Source organism: Azospirillum ramasamyi (assembly GCF_003233655.1).
GTDB lineage: Bacteria > Pseudomonadota > Alphaproteobacteria > Azospirillales > Azospirillaceae > Azospirillum > Azospirillum ramasamyi.
Genome location: NZ_CP029829.1, coordinates 128082 through 149109, shown reverse-complemented (window position 1 = coordinate 149109; position 21028 = coordinate 128082). Strand labels below are relative to the sequence as shown.

General features: G+C 67.6%; 16 protein-coding genes and 1 tRNA gene. 8 read left to right on the top strand and 9 right to left on the bottom strand.

All coding sequences use genetic code 11. The annotated features are described in order from the left end of the window. Positions 1-346: 346 nt before the first annotated feature. The 5 genes from DM194_RS00655 to DM194_RS00635 form a co-directional block, all read right to left on the bottom strand. Positions 347-421: transfer RNA gene (locus DM194_RS00655), tRNA-Thr, on the bottom strand. Positions 422-524: 103 nt separating this feature from the next. Beyond that, positions 525-2453, bottom strand: coding sequence for a DNA helicase RecQ (gene recQ, locus DM194_RS00650; protein ID WP_111065479.1), 1929 nt, complete (start codon positions 2451-2453; stop codon positions 525-527). Positions 2454-2604: 151 nt separating this feature from the next. Next, the gene (locus DM194_RS00645) at positions 2605-3048 is read right to left on the bottom strand and encodes a (deoxy)nucleoside triphosphate pyrophosphohydrolase (protein ID WP_162629942.1); all 444 of its coding nucleotides are present in this window, start codon (positions 3046-3048) and stop codon (positions 2605-2607) included. A 19-nt stretch (positions 3049-3067) separates the two neighbouring features. After that, positions 3068-4306 carry a bifunctional glutamate N-acetyltransferase/amino-acid acetyltransferase ArgJ gene (gene argJ / locus DM194_RS00640; protein WP_111065478.1) on the bottom strand — a complete coding sequence of 413 codons (1239 nt, stop codon included), beginning with the start codon at positions 4304-4306 and terminating at the stop codon, positions 3068-3070. A 132-nt stretch (positions 4307-4438) separates the two neighbouring features. Further along, positions 4439-5419: a peptidylprolyl isomerase gene (locus DM194_RS00635; protein ID WP_111065477.1), complete on the bottom strand. Its 981-nt coding sequence runs from the start codon at positions 5417-5419 to the stop codon at positions 4439-4441. A gap of 459 nt (positions 5420-5878) precedes the next feature. On the opposite strand from DM194_RS00635, the gene secA reads away from it, so the two are divergent. From secA to DM194_RS00620, 3 genes are all read left to right on the top strand, one after another. After that, a complete protein-coding gene (secA, locus tag DM194_RS00630; protein ID WP_111065476.1) occupies positions 5879-8638 on the top strand; it encodes a preprotein translocase subunit SecA in 2760 nt (919 codons plus the stop codon). A gap of 150 nt (positions 8639-8788) precedes the next feature. Then, positions 8789-9241 carry a large conductance mechanosensitive channel protein MscL gene (gene mscL / locus DM194_RS00625; RefSeq protein WP_111065475.1) on the top strand — a complete coding sequence of 151 codons (453 nt, stop codon included), beginning with the start codon at positions 8789-8791 and terminating at the stop codon, positions 9239-9241. A gap of 202 nt (positions 9242-9443) precedes the next feature. Beyond that, a complete protein-coding gene (locus DM194_RS00620) occupies positions 9444-12215 on the top strand; it encodes an EAL domain-containing protein (protein ID WP_246024229.1) in 2772 nt (923 codons plus the stop codon). Positions 12216-12228: 13 nt separating this feature from the next. Here the strand turns inward: DM194_RS00620 and DM194_RS00615 are convergent, their stop codons facing one another. The 3 genes from DM194_RS00615 to DM194_RS00605 are packed head-to-tail and all read right to left on the bottom strand — an operon-like array spanning position 12229 to position 13421. Further along, the gene (locus DM194_RS00615; protein WP_111065474.1) at positions 12229-12711 is read right to left on the bottom strand and encodes an SRPBCC family protein; all 483 of its coding nucleotides are present in this window, start codon (positions 12709-12711) and stop codon (positions 12229-12231) included. Next, on the bottom strand, positions 12708-13046 hold the full coding sequence (locus DM194_RS00610; protein WP_111065473.1) for an ArsR/SmtB family transcription factor: 339 nt from the start codon (positions 13044-13046) through the stop codon (positions 12708-12710). The genes DM194_RS00615 and DM194_RS00610 overlap by 4 nt, the downstream gene beginning before the upstream one ends. A 51-nt stretch (positions 13047-13097) precedes the next feature. Next, positions 13098-13421 (bottom strand): DMT family transporter, encoded by a 324-nt coding sequence (locus tag DM194_RS00605; protein ID WP_111065472.1) that lies wholly within the window; start codon positions 13419-13421, stop codon positions 13098-13100. 194 nt (positions 13422-13615) lie between these two features. On the opposite strand from DM194_RS00605, the gene DM194_RS00600 reads away from it, so the two are divergent. Both DM194_RS00600 and DM194_RS00595 read left to right on the top strand, forming a co-directional pair. Continuing rightward, positions 13616-15184, top strand: coding sequence for a lysine--tRNA ligase (locus DM194_RS00600; protein ID WP_111065471.1), 1569 nt, complete (start codon positions 13616-13618; stop codon positions 15182-15184). A gap of 598 nt (positions 15185-15782) precedes the next feature. Continuing rightward, complete coding sequence (locus tag DM194_RS00595) at positions 15783-16925, top strand: DUF2336 domain-containing protein (protein ID WP_111065470.1); 1143 nt, start codon at positions 15783-15785, stop codon at positions 16923-16925. A gap of 75 nt (positions 16926-17000) precedes the next feature. Here the strand turns inward: DM194_RS00595 and DM194_RS00590 are convergent, their stop codons facing one another. Beyond that, on the bottom strand, positions 17001-17495 hold the full coding sequence (locus tag DM194_RS00590; RefSeq protein WP_111065469.1) for a hypothetical protein: 495 nt from the start codon (positions 17493-17495) through the stop codon (positions 17001-17003). Positions 17496-17765: 270 nt separating this feature from the next. Between DM194_RS00590 and mdh the strand changes: the two genes are divergently transcribed. The 3 genes from mdh (at position 17766) to sucD (ending at position 20938) form a co-directional block, all read left to right on the top strand. After that, the gene (gene mdh / locus DM194_RS00585; protein WP_111065468.1) at positions 17766-18734 is read left to right on the top strand and encodes a malate dehydrogenase; all 969 of its coding nucleotides are present in this window, start codon (positions 17766-17768) and stop codon (positions 18732-18734) included. Positions 18735-18864: 130 nt separating this feature from the next. After that, complete coding sequence (gene sucC / locus DM194_RS00580; protein WP_111065467.1) at positions 18865-20061, top strand: ADP-forming succinate--CoA ligase subunit beta; 1197 nt, start codon at positions 18865-18867, stop codon at positions 20059-20061. Position 20062: 1 nt separating this feature from the next. Next, positions 20063-20938, top strand: coding sequence for a succinate--CoA ligase subunit alpha (gene sucD, locus DM194_RS00575; RefSeq protein ID WP_111065466.1), 876 nt, complete (start codon positions 20063-20065; stop codon positions 20936-20938). Positions 20939-21028 lie beyond the last annotated feature (90 nt).

Here is a 21028-nt window from a genome sequence, read left to right as displayed (position 1 = left end):
TCCTCAAAGCAGACAAGGGATTGACGGAGGACTGCAGATACCGTCGAAAACGAAGCAGCCATTCCGCGTATGAAGCGCTTGTTTGCCGATATCAGCAAACCGGGATCTTGCCGTTTTTCAGGGGAATTGGCCCCGACATTGTGTCGTGAAGCCGATCACGTCGAGATCGTCGCTCATGACTGGCTATGCGCTCCCAGTCATCTACACCGCATATTGTGACAGCGCACCTCAACGACACGGTGTTGGAGTTGGCGTGGTTGCCGAGTGGTTTCCGACACTCGGAAGCGATCTGGATCCCAGACATGGAAAGGCCCCGAAAGACCTTGTCTTTCAGGGCCTTGGAAACTGGTGCCGCAACAGGGATTTGAACCCCGGACCTACTGATTACGAATCAGTTGCTCTACCCCTGAGCTACTGCGGCGTCGTTGTGGCGCGGAACATAGCGAGGTGCTTCGCGGGATGCAAGCGGTGAATTTCGGAAAAATCGACCGCCCGCACTCAAGCCTGCCATGCCCCCGAACGCCTCACCCGTGCTGCCGGATCACCTCCAGGAAGGCGTCGGCGTAGCGCTCCAGCTTGCGGCCGCCCACCCCCGGCAGATGGGCGAAGGCGGCGTGGTCGCGGGGGCGCTGGGCCACCATCTCCAACAGCGTGCTGTCGTGGAAGATCACGTATGGCGGCACGCTCTGCGCCTTGGCCAGCGCCGTCCGGCAGTCCTTCAGCGCATGCCACAGGGCGTCGTCGGCCGCCGACAGCGCGCCGCGGGCGCCGGAGCGCGACACGCCCTCCCCGCTCAACCCGCCGCCGGCGGACCCGCCCCGCGCGTTGTGGCGGCGCAGCGCATCGTGGACGCCGCGGCGGCGCTCCAGCACCGGGTCCTTGCGCAGCTTGACCACCCGCTGACCCTTGATGACGGCCACCCCGGCATCGGTCAGGCGGAAGCCGCCATAGCCCTCCAGATCGACGGTCAGCAGCCCGGTGGCGACAAGCTGGCGGTAGACCGACTGCCATTCGACCTTCGACAAATCCTTGCCGACGGCAAAGGTCTTCAGCCGGTCATGCTGCTGCTGCATCACCTTCTCGGTGGCGTTGCCGACCAGCACGTCGATCAGGTGTCCGGCGCCATAGCGCTGCCCGGTGCGGTAGACCGCAGAAAGCGCCTTCTGCGCGGCGATGGTGCCGTCCCAGGTCTCGACCGGATCCAGGCAGGTGTCGCAGTTGCCGCAGGGCTCCGGCAGCGTCTCGTTGAAATAGTTCAGCAGCACCTGGCGGCGGCAGTCCGGCGTCTCGCAGAAGCCCAGCAGCGCCTCCAGCTTGCCGCGCTCCACCCGGCGGTGGCTGTCGCCGGCCTCCGACTGCTCCAGCATCTGGCGCAGCATCACCACGTCGGCCATGCCGTAGGCCATCCAGGCATTGGCGGGCAGGCCGTCGCGGCCGGCGCGGCCGGTCTCCTGGTAATAGGCCTCCAGGCTCTTGGGCGGGTCGAGGTGGCAGACGAAGCGGACGTTCGGCTTGTCGATGCCCATGCCGAAGGCGACGGTGGCGACCATCACCAGCCCTTCGCTCTTGATGAAGCGGTCCTGGTTGGCCTCGCGCGTCTCGGCCGGCAGCCCGGCATGGTAGGGCAGAGCCTCGCGGCCCTGCTGGTTCAGCCAGGCCGCGACCTCCTCCACCTTGTTGCGCGACATGCAATAGACGATGCCGGCGTCTTCCGGGTGGTGTTCGCGCAGGAAGGCCAGCATCTGCTGGCGCTCGCTCTTCTTCGGCACCACGCGGTAGGTGATGTTGGGCCGGTCGAAGCTGGACAGGAAGACGCGCGCGTCGGTCAGGCCCAGCTTGTCCTTGATCTCGGCGCGGGTCTGCACGTCGGCGGTCGCGGTCAGCGCGATGCGCGGCACCGTCGGGTGGCGTTCGTGCAGGATCGACAGCTGCAGATATTCGGGCCGGAAGTCATGCCCCCACTGCGACACGCAATGCGCCTCGTCCAGCGCGAACAGCGCCAGCCGGGTGCGGTCGAGCAGATCGAGGAAGCGCGGCGTCACCAGCCGTTCGGGCGCCACATAGACGAGGTCGATCTCGCCCTGCACCATCGCCCGCTCCACCTCCCGCGCCTCCGCCGGACCCAGGGAGGAGTTGAGGAAGGCGGCGCGCACGCCCAGTTCCCGCAACGCCGTCACCTGGTCGCGCATCAGGGCGATCAGGGGCGAAACCACCACCGTCACCCCATCGCGCACCAGCGCCGGGATCTGGTAGCACAGCGACTTGCCGCCGCCGGTCGGCATCAGCACCAGCGCGTCGCCGCCGCGCACCACATGGTCGATGATGTCGGCCTGCTGGCCGCGGAAGGAGTCGTAGCCGAACACCGTCCGCAGCGCGTCGAGCGCCGTGGCCGGGTGTTGACCGGGGGCATCGTCCGACGCACCCGGGTTACTGTAGGAAAACAACGAATCCACGCCGATGCGGTTCAGGAAAGTGGGGCCGGAAAACCGGCTTGTCGTCTCAACGCCCCATCATGTGGCACAGAACGCCCGCGGGGCAAAGCCGCAAAGGGCCACGCCCGGGAACAAAGGTCGGACCTTGGCGAGGGGCACCACGTATCGGCCCCTACAGCAGATCGCGCAGCATCGCCACCAGCGGCACGTCGGCCGGGGGCATCGGGTAGTCGCCCATCCGGTTCGGGTAGACCCAGGCGAGTTTCTGCCCCTCCCGCGGCATCACGTCGCCCTCCCACACCCGGCAGACATAGAGCGGCATCAGCAGGTGGAAGCTCTCGTAGCTGTGGGACGCGAAGGTGAAGGGGGCGAGGCAGCTTGCCGCCGTGTCGATGCCCAACTCCTCCTTCAGTTCGCGCACCAGCGCGGCTTCCGGCGTCTCCCCGGCATCGACCTTGCCGCCGGGGAACTCCCACAGTCCGGCCAGCGACTTGCCGGGCGGGCGCTGGGCCAGCAGCACGCGGCCGTCGGCATCGACGAGCGCCACCGCGACGACCATCAGCACCGGCAGCGAACCGGGGGCGGGGGTGGAGTTGGGATCGAAACAGGCGGTCATCACGCGGCTCCGGTGGCGGTCAGCTCCGATAGCTGCCGTTGATGTCGATGTAGCCGTGCGTCAGGTCGCAGGTCCACACCTTCGCCGTTCCCTTGCCCAGGCCGAGGTCGATGTCGATGTCGATCTCCTTGCCCTTCATGTGGTTGGCGACCGGCGTCTCGTCGTAACCGGGGACTTCCATCCCGTCGGCGCAGATCAGGGTGCCGCCGACGGTGATCTTGATCAGGTCGCGGTCGGCGCGCTCGCCGGCGCGTCCGATGGCGGCGACGATGCGGCCCCAATTGGCGTCCTCGCCGGCGACCGCGGTCTTGACCAGCGGCGAGTTCGCCACGGTCATGCCGATCCGCTTGGCGGCGGCGTCGCTGTCGGCGCCGCGCACGGTGATGGCGATGAACTTGGTCGCCCCTTCGCCGTCACGCACCACCTGCAGCGCCAGATCGAGCAGCAGATCCTCCAGCGCCGCGCGGAATTCCGCCAGCTCGGCGGCATCGGCGCTCGACACCGGGGCGTTGCCGGCCATGCCGGTGGCGAACAGCAGCAGCGTGTCGCTGGTCGAGGTGTCGCCGTCCACCGTGACGGCGTTGAAGGTGCGCTCGGTGAACTCCGACAGCATGTCCTGCAGCGCGGTGGCGGCGATGGCGGCGTCGGTGAAGACGAAGCCCAGCATCGTCGCCATGTCCGGCGCGATCATGCCCGACCCCTTGGCGAAGCCGGCGATGGTCACCGTCGTGCCGCCGATGCTGGCGGTGCGCACCGCGCCCTTCGGGAAGGTGTCGGTGGTCATGATGGCGCGGGCGGCCTTCTCCCACGCGGCCGAGTCGGCGGCCAGGGTCGGGGCCATCGGCGCCAGGCACTTGCCGATGGCGTCGGCGGCCAGCGGGATGCCGATCACGCCGGTCGACGCGACATAGACCTCGTCGGGGGCGCAGCCGGCCAGATCGGCGGCGGCGGCGACGGTCGCCTGCACGGTGGCGTCGCCCGCCTTGCCGGTGAAGGCGTTGGCGTTGCCGGCATTCACCACCACGGCGCGGGCGGACCCCTTGGGCAGGCTGTCGCGGCACCAGATCACCGGGGCCGAGCAGGTCAGCGACCGGGTCAGCACGCCCGCAACGCTGGTGCCGGGATCCAGCACGGCCAGCAGCAGATCGTCGCGGCCCTTGTATCGGATGCCGCTGTTCGCCGTGGCGATGCGTACGCCCGCGATGGGCGGCAGCGTCGGGAAGCTGGCGGGAGCCAAGGGGGAGAGGGTCGTGGCCATGGAGAGGATTCCCGAGGTGGGCAGTGGTGGTTGGCGTGGCAAAATGTGTGGGATGTCGGAGCGATGCTCCTCCCCAACCCTCTCCCGCGATGCGGGGGAGGGGCAGGAGGGGGCAGGAGGGGACGCTCCGCCTTACTTCTTCGCCGGCTCCGCCGGAGCGGCCGGAGCCGGAGCCGGGGCCGGGGCCGGGGTCGCCGGGGCGGCGGCCGGCTCTTCCTTCGGCATCGGCGAGCCGTCGAGCTGGAAGGTCTCGATCTTCGCCTTGCCGCGCAGTTCATCGACCAGAGCGGTGACGATGTTCTTCGACAGCTCCTGCTCCAGCTGCGGCTTCACCTCGTCGAGCGTCGGCTGCGGCTGGGTGCGCTTGTCCTCGACCTTGATGACGTGATAGCCGAACTGGGTCTTGACCGGCTCCTTGCTGATCTCGCCCGGCTTCATGGCGAAGGCGGCGTTGGCGAAGGGCTCGACCATCGTGTCCTTGGTGAAGTAGCCGAGGTCGCCGCCCTGGGCCGCGGCTGCGGCGTCCTTGGACTTCTCCTTGGCCAGCTTGGCGAAATCGGCGCCCTTGTTCAGCTGGGCGATGATGGATTTGGCCTCGTCTTCCTTCTCGACCAGGATGTGGGCGGCCCTGACCTCCTCCTGCGCCGGGTTCTCCTTCAGGAATTCCTGATAGGCCTTCTGCAGCTCGTCCGGGGTGATGCGGGCCTTGACTTCCTTCTGGATGTAGGCGCGCTGCACCGCGCGCTCCTCGGCGCGCTTGATCTCGTCCTTGACCTCGGCCGAATCGGCCAGACCGGCCTTGTAGCCGGCCGAGGAGACCAGCTTGCCGCTGATCAGCTGGTCGATCACCGCCGGATAGATCATCTCGATCGGCATCTGCTGCACCTGGGGCGGCAGCTGCGAGACCATGCGGGAGACGTCCGACTTGTGCAGTTCCTCGCCGTTGACGCGGGCGACCACCGGATCGGCCGGAGCGGCGGGCGTGGCCGGAGCGGAGGCGGCCGGAGCAGCCGGCGCGGGGGTGGCGGGAGCCGGCGTCTGGGCATTGGCGGCCAGCGCGATGCCGCAGGCGGCAACCGACAGGAGCGCGGTGCGGAACACTCGTTGAACCATGGCGTGTCTGTTTCCTTCCGGCGGATGCTTCGCGACAATGGGCGGCCGATGGCTCGGAGCCCGGTTCGCATGGCCTGCGGCATCGGAGCCATCCGCCGCTCCGCGCCCGATTCCGCAGGGGATTAAGCATGGCTAACCCGCGCGGGGCAAGGGGCGCGCTTGGGTCCCGCCGGGGATTCCGCCAGGGAATCCCGGCAGCTATGGGCCTCTGCAACGACCTGTGCCCCGCGCCCGGCATTACCAGTCCCCGGCGCGTCCGTCAGCCGCATTCCCGCTTTCCGGATGCTATTTCATGGTACCGTCACGCCCGAATGGGGCCGGGCGGCGCCATTACGGCTCCATTGTATGATGTCGCAGGGGGGCTTCCCTTGCCCGGTCTCGTTGACAGGGCCTTGCCTTAGTCCTATGTGAGACCCGTCGATAGACTGGCCCGCATTCCGCTTTACTCCCGAGGTTTTCATGTTCGGCGCTCTCGCCCGCAAGATTTTCGGCACCGCCAACACGCGCGCGGTCAAGGCGCTGCACAAGACCGTGGCTCAGATCAACGCGCTGGAGCCGTCGGTCGCGGCGCTGACCGACGACCAGCTCAAGGGACGCACCGACTGGCTGCGCGACCGGCTGGCCAAGGGCGAGACGCTGGACGACATCCTGCCCGACGCCTTCGCCACCGTGCGCGAGGCGGCCAAGCGCGTGCTGGGCCAGCGCCATTTCGACGTCCAGCTGATGGGCGGCATGGTGCTGCACAGCGGCAAGATCGCGGAGATGCGCACCGGCGAAGGCAAGACGCTGGTGGCCACGCTGGCCGTCTATCTGAACGCGCTGGAAGGCAAGGGCGTCCACGTCGTCACCGTGAACGACTACCTCGCCTCGCGCGACAGCGGCTGGATGAGCCGGGTCTACGGCTTCCTCGGCCTGACCACCGGCTGCATCGTCCACGGCCTGGACGACGACGAGCGCCGCGCCGCCTACGCCGCCGACATCACCTACGGCACGAACAACGAGTTCGGCTTCGACTATCTGCGCGACAACATGAAGTTCCGGTTGGAGGAACTGGTCCAGCGGCCCTTCAACTACGCCATCGTCGACGAGGTCGACTCGATCCTGATCGACGAGGCGCGCACGCCGCTGATCATCTCCGGCCCCTCCACCGACTCGTCGGAAATGTACATCCAGGTCGACCGGCTGATCCCGATGCTGGTCCCCGAGGATTACGAGAAGGACGAGAAGCACCGCACCGTCAGCTTCACCGAAGCCGGCCAGGAGCATATGGAGCAGCTGCTGGCCGAGGCCGGGCTGCTGAAGTCGGGCGGGCTCTACGACATCCAGAACGTGGCGCTGGTCCACCATTCCCAGCAGGCGCTGCGCGCCCACATGCTGTTCCAGCGCGACAAGGACTACATCGTCAAGGATGACAAGGTCATCATCATCGACGAGTTCACCGGCCGCATGATGGATGGCCGCCGCTTCTCCGAAGGCCTGCACCAGGCGCTCGAGGCCAAGGAGAAGGTGACGATCCAGCGCGAGAACCAGACGCTGGCCTCCATCACCTTCCAGAACTATTTCCGCATCTACCCGAAGCTGGCCGGCATGACCGGCACCGCCCTGACCGAGGCGGCGGAGTTCGGCGAGATCTACGGGCTCGAAGTGGTCGACATCCCGACCAACGTCCCGGTCAAGCGCATCGACCACGACGACGAGGTCTATCGCACCGCGACCGAGAAATACCATGCGATGATCGACCTGATCGAGGACGCGCGCAAGCGCGGCCAGCCGGTGCTGGTCGGCACCACCTCGATCGAGAAGTCGGAACTGCTGTCGGATCTGCTGAACAAGCGCGGCATCCCGCACAACGTCCTGAACGCCCGCCATCACGAACAGGAAGCCTACATCGTCGCCCAGGCCGGCCGCGCCGGGGCGGTGACGGTCGCCACCAACATGGCCGGCCGCGGCACCGACATCCAGCTGGGCGGCAACGTCCAGATGCGCGTCGCGGTCGAGCTGGCCGATGTGCCGGAGGGCCCGGAGCGCGAGGCCCGCATCAAGCAGATCGAGGCCGAGGTGGCCGAGGCGCGCGAGAAGGTCAAGCAGGCCGGCGGCCTCTACGTCGTCGGCACCGAGCGCCACGAAAGCCGCCGCATCGACAACCAGCTGCGCGGCCGCTCCGGCCGCCAGGGCGACCCCGGCACCTCGAAGTTCTTCCTGTCGCTGGAAGACGACCTGATGCGCATCTTCGGGTCGGACCGGATGGACAGCATGCTCCAGCGTCTCGGCCTGAAGGAGGGCGAGGCGATCATCCATCCCTGGATCAACAAGGCGCTGGAAAAGGCGCAGCAGAAGGTCGAGGCGCATCACTTCGAGGTCCGCAAGAACCTGCTGAAGTTCGACAACGTCATGAACGACCAGCGCAAGGTCGTCTATGAACAGCGCCACGAGGTGATGGAAAGCGAGGACATCGCGGAGGAAATCCGCGAGATGCGCCACCAGATCATCGCCAACATGGTATCGACCGCCATTCCGGCCAACAGCTACTCCGAGCAGTGGGACATCGACGGCCTGCACGAGGCGGTCAACCGCGTGCTGGGCATGGACCTGCCGGTTCACGAATGGGCCAAGGAAGAGGGCATCGCCGAGCCGGAGATCGAGGAGCGCGTGCGCGAGGCCGCCGACCGCAAATATGCGGAGAAGGAGGAGGCCTACGGCGCCGAGACGATGCGGCATGTGGAAAAGAGCATCCTGCTCCAGATCCTGGACCAGGAATGGAAGGACCACCTGCTCCAGCTCGACCACCTGCGCCAGGGCATCAACCTGCGCGCCTACGCCCAGAAGGATCCGCTGAACGAGTACAAGCGCGAGGCCTTCGAGCTGTTCGACACGATGCTGATGGCCCTGCGCGAGCAGGTCACCACCATCCTGATGCATGTCGAAATCCGCATGGCCCCGTCGCAGGAGGAGCTGTTCGCCCGCCAGATGCAGGAGATGCACGAGGGCCGCACCGACCCGGCGCTGGCGATGGCCTCCATGGGGGCCTCCATGGGGGCCGCCACGGCGACCGATGACGGCGGGGCGCTGCCCGCCGGCATGGTCCGCGCCTCCTCGGTCGCCGGCACGCCGGAAAACCAGCCCCTGCCGGCGGACGTGATGGAAAACACCCCGCGCAACGCGGCCTGCCCCTGCGGCTCCGGCAAGAAGTTCAAGCACTGCCACGGGCGGATGGGGTAAGTTTCTCGTCCCTGGGATCGGGCCGGCCTTCTGTCGGCCCGATCGCGGGAAAGCGTCGGGGAGAGGGCGAAAACCGCCCAGAACTCCCCCAGTGAAACCAACCCCTCTCCATCCCGTTTCCCCTCCGTGACCACCGGGAAACGGAACGCCATGTTGGAAGAGTTCAAGAAATTCATCAGCCGCGGCAATGTCGTGGAGCTGGCGGTCGGCATCATCATCGGTGCGGCCTTCACCGGGATCGTCAATTCCCTGGTCAAGGACATCCTGATGCCGCCGATCGGCTGGATCATGGGCGGGATCGATTTCTCGAACTACTTCTTCAGCCTGTCGGGCGGCCAGTACGACTCCCTGCAGTCGGCCGAGGCGGCGGGGGCCGCCACCATCAACTACGGCCGCTTCATCAACGCCTGCATCAATTTCCTGATCGTCTCCGGCGCCCTGTTCATGATCGTGCGGCAGGTCAACCGCCTGCACGTCCTGCACAAGGAAACGCCGAAGACTCCACCCCGGCAGGAACAGCTGCTGGAGGAAATCCGCGACGCCCTGCGCGCCCGGTCCACCGGCGCGGCCAGCGCGGCCCCGTCACCCGACCGCCCCACCTGACGGCCGATACATCCGCATAGGTGCGGCCGGAAACCCGTTTCCCTCGAAACGGGAGTTTGTCGCGGCGCGCACGAACCCCCGTTGCCGATGCGGAGTGAACGGGCTACCCTCTCCGGTGATATGGCGAGAGCGGAACGGCGGCGGCCGGCTCCGCCATCGCCATGCGCGATCCCGGCAAGAGCCCCCGGCCAAAGCCATGTTCATGCCCGCCACGCCCCCGCACCGGAACCCGGGGATCAGCCTCGGACCGCGGATCGCCAATCATGGACGATCTGCAGGCCGGCCCGCCGGGTGCCCGCGTCTTGGAGACAGGTGTCTTGCCGGCGGGCTGGCCGTCCTGCGCCTGCTTGCCGTCCTGCTGCCGACGATGCTTGCCGGCGGCCCGGCCCTGGCGATCGACCCGCCACTGCCGGCCCTCGAGGCGGAGCCGCAGCCGGCCCTTGAGGCGGAGGCGGCCAAGCTCCGGGTGGCCGAGATCCGGGTGGCGCTGGATGACAACTACCCGCCCTACAGCTTCCGCAACGCCGACGGCACCCATGTCGGGATCGTGAAGGATCTGTGGGCATTGTGGTCTCAGAAGACCGGAGTCGCGGTGCGGATGATGCCGAGCGACTGGAATCTGGCGCGGCAGGCGATCGACACCGGCGCCGCCGACGTGATCGAGACCATCTTCCGCAACGATGCGCGCGACGTTCTCTACGACTTCTCCGCCCCCTACGCCCGCGTCGATGTGCCGATCTGGTTCAGCAGCGATCTCGGCGGAATCGTCGGGGTGGAGTCCCTGCGCGCCTTCACCGTCGGCGTCAAGGACGGCGATTTCTGCCCCGAATGGCTGACCGACCAGGGCATCACCGCCTTCCAGCGCTATTCCGGTTTCGAAAGGATGGTCGAGGCCGCCGCCCGGCAGGAGATGCGGGTCTTCTGCATGGACGACCCGGCGGCCACCTACTACATGACCAAGCACGGGGTGCAGGGACGCTTCCGCTTTACCGACCCGCTCTACACCGGCGAACTGCGCTGGGCGGTCCGCAAGGGCAACGTGGCGCTCAATCGTCTGATCTCCGACGGCTTCGCCCGCATCGCCCCGGAGGAGCGCAAGGCGATCGAGCAGCGCTGGACCGGCCACAGGCTGGGCGGGGTCGGCCCCGGACTGATCGACCTGCTGCTCAAGCTGCTGGCGGGCGTCGCGGTACTGGGCATCGGCGCGCTGGTCTGGGTGCTGCTGCTGCGCCGGCAGGTGGAAAGCAAGACGGAAAGCCTGCGCACCGCGGTCGCCGCCCTGACCGCCAGCGAGGAGCGCGTCCGCACCATCTTCGACAGCGTCACCGACGCCATCTTCATCCTCGACCTCGACAGCGGCGCCATCATCGAGATCAACCGGCGGATGGCGGAGATGTACCGCATCGGCGACACGCCGCTTCCGGCCATCCGGGTCGGCATGCTCAGCTCGGGCCAGCCGCCCTACACGCGGGACGAGGCGGCGGTCTGGATCGCCAAGGCGGCCGAGGGCGAACCGCAGCTGTTCGAATGGCATGCCCGCCGGCTGGACGGCACCCTGTTCTGGGTGGAGGTCAGCATGCGGCGCGCCACGCTGGACGGCAACGACCGCCGCCTGCTGGTCGTCGCCCGCGACATCACCGAACGCAAGGCCGCGCAGGAGCGGATGGAGTATCTGGCGCGCCACGACGCGCTGACCCTGCTGCCCAACCGGCTGCTGCTGCAGGACCGCACCGAACAGGCTCTGGCGCGGGCGGAACGCAACGGCCGGCTGGTGGCGCTGGTCGCCTGCGGGCTCGACCGCTTCAAGACGGTGAACGACAGCCTGGGCCATGCCGTGGGCGACGCCCTGCTGCGCGCGGCGGCGGAACGGCTGAAGGCCGCGGTGCGCGACACCGACACGGTCAGCCGCAGCGGCGGCGACGAGTTCATCCTGCTGCTGTCCGGCCTGCCCGACGCCGACGCGGCGGTGGAGACGGTCGCCTCCCTGCACGAGACCATGGCGGCTCCCTTCCAGATCGCCGGGCACGAGCTGACCGTCACCCTGTCCTCCGGCGTCGCGCTGGCGCCGGCAGACGGCAAGGACTTCGCCACCCTGCTGAAGAACGCCGGCACCGCCCTGCACCACGCCAAGGCCGCCGGCCGCGACACCCACCGCTTCTTCGCCGAGGCGATGAACGCGGAAGCGGTCGCCCACCTGTCCACCCGCAGCGGCCTGCGCCGCGCATTGGAACGGGGCGAGTTCCTGGTCCATTACCAGCCGCAGGTCAGCCTTGAGACCGGCGCCGTCGTCGGCGCGGAGGCGCTGGTGCGCTGGAACCACCCCGACGAGGGCATGATCCCGCCCGGCGCCTTCATCCCCATCGCCGAGGACAGCGGGCTGATCGTGCCCATCGGCGCCTGGGTTCTGGCGGAGGCCTGCCGGCAGGCGGCGGCATGGCAGGCCCGTGGCCTGCCGCTGTCGGTCGCGGTCAACCTGTCGGCCCTGCAGCTCCAGCGCGCCGACCTCGTCCGCACCGTCACCGGGGCGCTGGCCGACAGCGGTCTCGACCCGCTGCTGCTGGAACTGGAGCTGACCGAATCGATGCTGATCCAGAACACCGAACTGGTGATGGACAATCTGCGCCGGATCAAGGCGATGGGCGTGCAGGTGTCGATCGACGATTTCGGCACCGGCTATTCCAACCTGTCCTATATCGGCCGCCTGGCGGTGGACAAGCTGAAGATCGACCGCAGCTTCGTCGCCGACCTCACCGGCAGCCACGACAGCGCCAGGATCACCACCGCCGTCATCCAGATGGCCCACGGCCTGAACCTGAACGTCGTGGCGGAGGGCGTGGAGGATGCCGAAACGCTGGAGGCCCTGCGCCGGATGGGCTGCGATGTCGCCCAGGGCTATTTCCTCGGCCGCCCCGGCCCGGCCGAGGCGGTGGAACGCGCCGCCCGGCAGGCGAGCCCGTTCAAGGTCGGAGCCTGAACTGGCGGCGCCCTTACAGTCCCTTCGCCAAGGCGACGAGTTGGTCGAGCGCGGCTCCCCACCCCTGGTGGAAGCCCATCTCCTCGTGCCGCGTCTTGGCCGCTTCGTCCTTGTGGTAAGCGATGGCGGTATAGAGTGTGCCGCCGGCCGTCGGCTCTATGGTGACCGAAGCGGTCATGAATCCGCCGCCGGTGGGACGGAACCCCGGCCCGAGCGCGTCGGTGAAGACCAGAAGCCTTTCCGGCTCCACCGCCAGGAAGCAGCCGGTGCTGTCGTTCCTCTCGCCGTTCGGCCCCTCCATCACGGTGCGGAACTTGCCGCCGGGCCGCAGGTCGATCTCACAGGCGGTGGTCCGCCAGGGAGCCGGCGTGAACCACTTCATCAGCAGCTCCGGTTCGGTCCAGGCCCGCCAGACCAGCTTCGGCGGAACCGCGACCTCACGCTTCAGTTCAAGGTCGAGCTGCGGATTGAAAGACGCTGCGGTGAAAGCGGTCATGGGGTCTCGTCCTCCCGTTTGTTCAGGTCCAGCACCAGGCTGTCCAGTTGATCGAGCCGCTTGGTCCAGAGGTTCCGCTGGGCTTCGAGCCAGCTTTCCGCAGCCGCCAGCGCCTCCGGCTTCAGCGTGCAGGTGCGCACCCGGCCAACCTTCCGCGTCACGACGAGTCCGCTGTCCTCCAGCATCTTCAGATGCTGGAGAAAGCTCGGCAGAGCCATCTCGAAAGGCTTCGCAAGATCGCTGACCGATGCCGGGCCGCGTCCAAGCGCCTGGATAACCGCCCTTCGCGTGGGATCCGCCAGCGCGCGAAATGTCATGTCGAGTGCCGCATCCATGACGGCACCCTACCGGCAGTCAAAACTTAGGTCAACGCCTAACTATTGGGCTCAGGCCGCGCCGTTCGCCACATGCAGGCTGATCACCCCGGCGACGATCAGGCCGATCCCCACCACCTTCATCACCGTCAGCGATTCCCCGAACACGAACACGCCGATGGCGGCGATGGCCGCGGTGCCCGCCGCCGACCAGATGGCGTAGGCGATGCCGACCTCGATTGTGCGCAGCGCCTTGGCCAGCAGCAGGAAGGCGACGCCATAGCACAGCACCACCACCGCAGCGGGGACGAGCCGCGTCATGCCGTCCGACATCTTCATCGCGGAGGTGCCGACGATCTCGAACAGGATCGCCACCCCCAGATACAGCCAGCTCATCGCCGTCAAATCCCGACCATTCCCGCGAAGCCGATCCCGCGGGCGGCGCAGGATGGACCGGGCGGAAGGACGCCGCAAGAGCATCCGGCTCGCCCGGCACCGCACGTCCCACGGTTGACGCCACGCCCGGCGGGCCCTAGGGTCTTTGCCCTCATTCCTTGACTTTATCTATCTGGTTTCGAAAGGGTCCGACGATGACCGGCGAACGGGATCTGGCGTTGCAGGCGAAGGCATGGCCGTTCGAGGAGGCGCGCAAACTGGTCGCGCGCTTCGCGAAAGCGCCGCCCGCCAAAGGCTATGTCCTGTTCGAGACCGGCTATGGTCCGTCGGGCCTGCCGCATCTCGGCACCTTCGGCGAGGTGGCGCGCACCAGCATGGTGCGCCACGCCTTCCAGACCATGAGCGACATTCCGACCAGGCTGTTCTGCTTCTCGGACGACATGGACGGGTTGCGCAAGGTTCCCGACAACATCCCCAACAAGGAGATGGTGGCGGCCAACCTCGGCAAGCCGCTGACCCAGGTGCCCGATCCCTTCGGCACCCATGACAGCTTCGGCGCCCACAACAACGCCCGGCTGCGCGCCTTCCTCGACAGCTTCGGCTTCGAGTACGAGTTCCAGTCCTCCACCGACTGGTACAAGTCCGGCCGCTTCGACGAGGCGCTGCTCGGCATCCTGCGCCATTACGACGAGGTGATGGCGGTGATGCTGCCCACCCTCGGGGCCGAGCGTCAGGCGACCTACAGCCCCTTCCTGCCGATCTCCCCCTCCACCGGCCGGGTTCTTCAGGTTCCGATGCTGGAGCGCAACGTCGATGCGGGCACCATCGTCTTCGAGGACGAGGACGGCAAGAAGGTGGAGCTTCCCGTCACCGGCGGCCATGTGAAGCTGCAGTGGAAGCCCGACTGGGGCATGCGCTGGTTCGGCCTGGGCGTCGATTACGAGATGTACGGCAAGGACCTGATCCCGTCGGCCGAGCTGGCCGGCAAGATCTGCAAGATCCTCGGCGGCACCCCGCCGGAGGGCTTCAATTACGAACTGTTCCTCGACGACAAGGGCCAGAAGATCTCCAAGTCGAAGGGCAACGGCCTGACGATGGAGGAATGGCTGGCCTACGCGCCGCAGGAAAGCCTCGCCCTCTACATGTTCCAGAAGCCGAAGTCGGCCAAGCGCCTGTATTTCGACGTCATTCCGCGCGCCGTCGACGAATACCTCACCTTCGTCGACAAGGTGCATGGCGAGGAGCCGGCGAAGAAGCTGGAGAACCCGGCCTGGCACATCCACAACGGCAAGCCGCCGGCGGTGCGGTCCGACGTGTCCTTCAACCTGCTGCTCAACCTGGCCGGCGCCGCCAACGCAGAGACCAAGGAGACCATGTGGGGCTTCATCCGCCGCTACGCGCCGGATGCCACGCCGGAGAACAGCCCCTTCCTGGACAGCATGGTCGGCTACGCCGTGCGCTACTACCAGGACCAGGTGAAGCCGACCAAGCGGTTCCGCGCCCCCACCGATGCCGAACGCGCCGCCCTGCAGGACCTGCTGGTCAAGCTGGACGGCCTGCCGGCCGACGCCCGCGCCGACACCATCCAGAACGAGGTGTTCGAGGTGGGCAAGACCCATGGCTTCACCGAACTGCGGGCATGGTTCCAGGCGCTGTACGAAGTGCTGCTGGGCCAGACCACCGGGCCGCGCATGGGCTCCTTCATCCAGCTCTACGGCATCGACGAGACCAAGGCGCTGATCCGCGAGAAGCTGGCGGGCTGATCCCGTCCTTTCCATTCGGATGAAATAGGGGGCGTCGAAAGGCGCCCCCATTTTCATTTGCGAACCATTGCGAATGGCATTGCTTTCGGAATTGATGGTTCGTCTGACGCACGACTCCCGAATTGGTCACGAAATAAGCGAAGGCCTGCATTTCCGCCCATATGTTGGGCTACTCAAACTATGTTCCATACCTCGCTATGCGGACATCGCACCGCACCAATTCGAAAACCGTGGTACCGCTAACAAGGCCGCGGCCTTACACTCCGTCCCGTTACTGCATTTTGCAGTGCGTTTCCTCCCTAGACTAAAGGCCGCGCCCGCATGGGCTGCGGCCTTTTTTTTGGCCGGGTCGGCACGGTGCGCCCTTGCGGTGCGCGGGATGTCACGGGCTCGGCCATGGCCGTATTAGGGAGCCGTTAACCTGGATGGCGTTTCGATGGCAGGGACGCTCCCGCCACCGCCCTCGCCTCCCCCAAGCGGCGACCCTAAGCGGCGGCCCAACCCGAAGGTTCCCGGTCCGGTGACAACCCGGCGCTCCCCATCCGGCCCCTCCCCCGATCTCCCGCCGGAGACGGATGGCGGAGTCGCGCCCGAGTTGATGGACTATCTGTTCGCCGAGTCGCCGGACGGCACGCCGCCTGCCGCCCCCATTCCCGCACAGCCCGGCCGCAGCGTCGCCCGTCAGGTCGGCGACGTGCTGGTCGAGTCGCGGCTGGCCGGCATGGGCGATGCCGACGTCCGCTCCATGCTGGCGCGCAAGCTCTGCCGCCTGTTGCCCGACCTGCCGCCGGGCGGGGCCGACACCGTCAGCACCGTCGCCCTGCGCGCACTGGAACAGCTGGCCCGCGACCACATCGTCCGCGTGCGCGAGGCGCTGGCGACCGCGATCAAGGACATCGCCTGCGCCCCCCCGTCGGTGGTGGCGACCCTGGCGCGCGACGTCGAGCGGTCGGTGGCCGAGCCGGTTCTGCGCTGCTGCGCCGCGCTCAGCGACGAGGATCTGCTGGACATCGTCGCCGCGGCGCCCGCCGGCTGGGCGCTGTCGGCCATTGCGCGGCGCCACAGCATCGGTGCCGCCCTGTCCGACGCCATCGCCGGCAGCGGCCATGCCGAGGCGACCGGCATCCTGCTGGACAACAGCGGAGCGGTGATCGCCGAACCGACTCTGGAATCGCTGGTGGAACGGTCCGCCCATCATCCCGACTGGCGGGAAAAGCTGGCCCGCCGCCCCGCCCTGCCCCGCCGGCTGGCGCTGCGGCTGGCGGATTTCGTCGATCTGGCGGTGGTGGAGCATCTGCACCGCCGTCCCGATTTCGACGACGCCACGGTGGCGGAGATCGCCGCCGCCACCCGCCGCCGCATCGACTGGGCCGAAGCCCCGGAAGCCTCCGAGTCGCCGGAGCGCCGCGCCGTCCGCCTGCACCGGCTGGGCAAGCTGGACGAGACCGCTCTGGGCGACGCCATGTCATGGAACGAGACCGGGTTCGTCCGGGCGGCGCTGACGCTCCGCGCCCGCGTGGCGCCGGAGGTCGTGGATCTGATCCTGGACTCCCACGACCCGCAGGCGGTAACGGCGCTGGTCTGGCGTGCCGGCCTGTCGATGCGCTGCGCCATGCAGATCCAGACCCGCGCCGCCGGCATCCACCCGCGCGCCATGCTGAACGCCCGGCAGGGCAGCGGCTTCCCGCTCTCCCCCGCCGAGATGGCCCGCCATCTGGAACGCTACGGCATAGGGCCGTAAGGAAACCGCGACCGCCGCACCCGGCGATCGTCGCCCTCTCCCGCCGTGGGAGAGGAAGTCATACGCAAAAGCCCCTTACTGCACGCCCCCGCGCGGCATCGGCTGGCGCGGCGTGGCACGGCCGGTGTGCGGAACCGGGGTGTCGGGCGTGACCTCCCTGTAATAGGGGCCGCGGTCGGTCGGGCCTTCCATCGCCTCGGCCGGGGTGACGATCTGCTCGCCGGTGCCGGCGTCGAAGGCGATCAGCGGCAGATCGCGCACCTTGAGGCAGGTCTCGCGCTTGGCCGCCATCTCCGGCGACTCCGTCCCGGTCAGCGCCACCAGCGGCAGCACCCACTTCGCCTGCTCGTTGGCCGGGATGGAGGTGTAGACGTAGTTGGCCAGCGGCTGGCAATAGACGATGCTGGTTTCCGTCAGGGCGTTGGTGATCGGAGCGGCGGCGAGGCCGGCGGCGTAATCGCCGACCGTCTGCGCCTGGGCGCCGCCGGCGGCCAGGGCCCCGGCGAGGCCGGCGCCGAGCGCCAGCGACATGGTCAGACCGGGAATGAAACGGGCCACGAGCTTGGCCATCAGCGCTCTCCTTCGACCATATTCGAACAAGGTAAGGACCGGACGCGAACCATACGTATAAAGCTGAACGCTCCGGGCATTGGAAGGGATCATCGGGGGTGCGACGCAAAGCTGCAATGCCCGGCTTGCAGTCATGCTTGCCCTCCGCGACAAAACGCGCTACCTACGCTTCCGAAATCTCGGGGCGCTGGATCCCTAAGACGTTAGAATGACCAACGGTTCTAGTCTCCCGCTGAATGGGGGACGCTCAAACGTTTTAGGGAACGCTCCATGGCTCGCAAGAAGATTGCGCTCGTCGGTGCCGGCCAGATTGGCGGCACGCTGGCTCTGCTCGCCGCTCAGAAGGAACTGGGCGACGTCGTCCTGTTCGACATCGCCGAAGGCATGCCGGCCGGCAAGGCGCTGGATCTCGCCGAAACCTCCCCGGTCGAGGGCTTCAACGCCAGCCTGACCGGCGGCAACGACTACTCGATCATCGAGGGCGCCGACGTCGTGATCGTCACCGCCGGCATCCCGCGCAAGCCGGGCATGAGCCGCGACGACCTGATCGGCATCAACAGCGGCGTCTGCAAGACCGTCGGCGAAGCCATCGGCAAGTACGCCCCGAACGCCTTCGTCATCGTCATCACCAACCCGCTCGACGTGATGGTGTGGGTGCTGCAGCAGGCGTCCGGCCTGCCGCCGGAGCGCGTGGTCGGCATGGCCGGCGTGCTCGACTCGGCCCGTTTCCGCTACTTCCTGGCCGAAGAGTTCAACGTCTCGGTCGAGGACGTCACCGCCTTCGTGCTGGGCGGCCACGGCGACACGATGGTCCCGCTGGTGCGCTACTCCACCGTCGCCGGCATCCCGCTGCCGGATCTGGTCAAGATGGGCTGGACCACGCAGGAGAAGCTGGACGCCATCGTTCAGCGCACCCGTGACGGCGGCGCCGAGATCGTCAAGCTGCTGAAGACCGGCTCGGCCTTCTACGCCCCGGCCGCCTCCGCCATCCAGATGGCCGAGTCCTACCTGAAGGACCAGAAGCGCGTCCTCCCGGTCGCCGCACACCTGAGCGGCCAGTATGGCCAGGACGACCTCTACGTCGGCGTCCCCGTGATCATCGGCGCCGGCGGCGTCGAGAAGATCATCGAGATCGAGCTGAACGACGAAGAGAAGGCGATGTTCCAGAACTCCGTCGACGCGGTGAAGACGCTGGTCGACGTCGTGAAGAAGCTGGACGCCGAGAAGTCCGCTTCCTAAGGACCGATCGCGCGTTCTCCGGCGCCCTCCCGGCCCGTTTTCCGGGTCGGGAGGGCGCCGGTGGTGCGCCCGTCTTGTCCTTCAGTCGACCCGTTCTCGTCAGCCGAACCAAAAAACAGATGGACGCCCGATGAACATCCATGAGTACCAGGCGAAAAGCCTGCTGAAGAAGTACGGCGTCGCGGTTCCCCGCGGCGGCGTGGCCTACACCCCGCAGGAGGCCGAGACGGTCGCCCGCGAGCTGGGCGGTCCGGTCTGGGTCGTGAAGTCCCAGATCCATGCCGGCGGCCGCGGCGCCGGGCGCTTCAAGGACAACCCCGAAGGCAAGGGCGGCGTCCGCGTCGTCAAGTCGATCGAGGACGTCGGCAAGAACGCCGCCGAGATGCTGAACCACGTTCTCGTGACGAAGCAGACCGGCGCGGAAGGCCGCGAGGTCAAGCGCCTCTACATCGAGGAAGGCGCCGACATCAAGCGCGAGCTGTATCTCGGCATGCTGATCGACCGCGCCACCGGCCGCGTGACGATCATGGCCTCGACCGAAGGCGGTATGGAGATCGAAGAGGTCGCCCACAACACGCCGGAGAAGATCATCAAGGTCGCCGTCGACCCGGCCACCGGCATCCAGGGCTTCCACACCCGCAAGGTCGCCTTCGCCCTGGGCCTGGAAGGCAAGCAGGTCGGCGCCGCAGCCAAGTTCATCCAGGCCGCCTATCAGGCCTTCATCGACCTGGACTGCGCCATCGTCGAGATCAACCCGCTGATCGTCACCGGTTCGGGCGACATCCTGGCGCTCGACGCCAAGATGAACTTCGACGACAACGCGCTGTTCCGCCACAAGGACGTGGAAGAGCTGCGCGACGAGGCCGAGGAAGACCCGTCGGAGATCGAGGCGGCCAAGCACAGCCTCAACTACGTCAAGCTCGACGGCAACATCGGCTGCATGGTGAACGGCGCCGGCCTGGCGATGGCCACCATGGACATCATCAAGCTGTATGGCGGCGAGCCGGCCAACTTCCTCGACGTCGGCGGCGGCGCCACGAAGGAGCGCGTCACCGCGGCCTTCAAGCTGATCCTGTCCGACAGCAACGTCGAAGGCATCCTGGTCAACATCTTCGGCGGCATCATGCGCTGCGACGTGATCGCCGAGGGCGTCGTCGCCGCGGCCCGCGAAGTGCACCTGCACGTTCCGCTCGTGGTGCGCCTGGAAGGCACCAACGTCGATCTGGGCAAGAAGATCCTGGCCGAATCCGGCCTGCCGATCCTCTCGGCCGACAACCTCGCCGATGCCGCCGAGAAGGTGGTCAAGGCCGTGAAGGAGGCCGCGTAACATGGCTGTTCTCGTCGATAAGAACACGAAGGTGATCTGCCAGGGCTTCACCGGAGCCCAGGGCACCTTCCACTCCGAGCAGGCCATCGCCTACGGCACCAAGATGGTCGGCGGCGTCACGCCCGGCAAGGGCGGCGGCAAGCACCTCGACCTGCCGATCTTCGACACCGTGTCGGAAGCGGTCGAGAAGACCGGGGCCAACGCCTCGGTGATCTACGTGCCGCCGCCGTTTGCGGCCGACGCGATCCTGGAGGCGATCGACGCCGAGATCCCGCTGGTGGTCTGCATCACCGAAGGCATCCCGGTGCTGGACATGGTCCGCGTCAAGCGCGCGCTCGACGGCTCCAAGACCCGCCTGATCGGGCCGAACTGCCCCGGCATCATCACGCCGGACGAGTGCAAGATCGGCATCATGCCGGGCCACATCCACAAGCGCGGCAAGATCGGCATCGTCTCGCGCTCGGGCACGCTGACCTATGAGGCCGTCGCGCAGACCACGGCGGCCGGCCTGGGCCAGACCACCTGCATCGGCATCGGCGGCGACCCGGTCAACGGCACCAACTTCGTCGACAGCCTGGAGCTGTTCGTGAAGGACCCGGAGACCGAGGGCATCATCATGATCGGCGAGATCGGCGGCGACGCCGAAGTCCGCGGCGCCGAGTTCATCAAGGCGTCGGGCACGAAGAAGCCGGTCGTCGGCTTCATCGCCGGCCGCACGGCTCCTCCGGGCCGCCGCATGGGCCATGCCGGCGCGGTGATCTCCGGCGGCAACGATACCGCCGACTTCAAGATCGACTTCATGAAGTCGGTCGGCATCGCCGTCGCCGACAGCCCCGCCAGCCTGGGCTCCACCATGCTGAAGGTGTTCAAGGGCTGACCGCCTGCGGGCGTCGCCTCGCGGCGGCGCCCGCGGCCTCGTCGCGCCTTCGAGGAAGAGGAAGGCGGGCGGGACGCTCCGGCGCCCCTC

Bases quoted from the DNA above. Each gene is read 5' to 3' on its own strand.
- DM194_RS00645 (WP_162629942.1), bottom strand. From the start codon at position 3,048: ATGACCGCCTGTTTCGATCCCAACTCCACCCCCGCCCCCGGTTCGCTG.
- argJ (WP_111065478.1), bottom strand. From the start codon at position 4,306: ATGGCCACGACCCTCTCCCCCTTGGCTCCCGCCAGCTTCCCGACGCTG.
- DM194_RS00635 (WP_111065477.1), bottom strand. From the start codon at position 5,419: ATGGTTCAACGAGTGTTCCGCACCGCGCTCCTGTCGGTTGCCGCCTGC.
- secA (WP_111065476.1), top strand. From the start codon at position 5,879: ATGTTCGGCGCTCTCGCCCGCAAGATTTTCGGCACCGCCAACACGCGC.
- mscL (WP_111065475.1), top strand. From the start codon at position 8,789: ATGTTGGAAGAGTTCAAGAAATTCATCAGCCGCGGCAATGTCGTGGAG.
- DM194_RS00620 (WP_246024229.1), top strand. From the start codon at position 9,444: ATGCCCGCCACGCCCCCGCACCGGAACCCGGGGATCAGCCTCGGACCG.
- DM194_RS00615 (WP_111065474.1), bottom strand. From the start codon at position 12,711: ATGACCGCTTTCACCGCAGCGTCTTTCAATCCGCAGCTCGACCTTGAA.
- DM194_RS00610 (WP_111065473.1), bottom strand. From the start codon at position 13,046: ATGGATGCGGCACTCGACATGACATTTCGCGCGCTGGCGGATCCCACG.
- DM194_RS00605 (WP_111065472.1), bottom strand. From the start codon at position 13,421: ATGAGCTGGCTGTATCTGGGGGTGGCGATCCTGTTCGAGATCGTCGGC.
- DM194_RS00600 (WP_111065471.1), top strand. From the start codon at position 13,616: ATGACCGGCGAACGGGATCTGGCGTTGCAGGCGAAGGCATGGCCGTTC.
- DM194_RS00595 (WP_111065470.1), top strand. From the start codon at position 15,783: ATGGACTATCTGTTCGCCGAGTCGCCGGACGGCACGCCGCCTGCCGCC.
- DM194_RS00590 (WP_111065469.1), bottom strand. From the start codon at position 17,495: ATGGCCAAGCTCGTGGCCCGTTTCATTCCCGGTCTGACCATGTCGCTG.
- mdh (WP_111065468.1), top strand. From the start codon at position 17,766: ATGGCTCGCAAGAAGATTGCGCTCGTCGGTGCCGGCCAGATTGGCGGC.
- sucC (WP_111065467.1), top strand. From the start codon at position 18,865: ATGAACATCCATGAGTACCAGGCGAAAAGCCTGCTGAAGAAGTACGGC.
- sucD (WP_111065466.1), top strand. From the start codon at position 20,063: ATGGCTGTTCTCGTCGATAAGAACACGAAGGTGATCTGCCAGGGCTTC.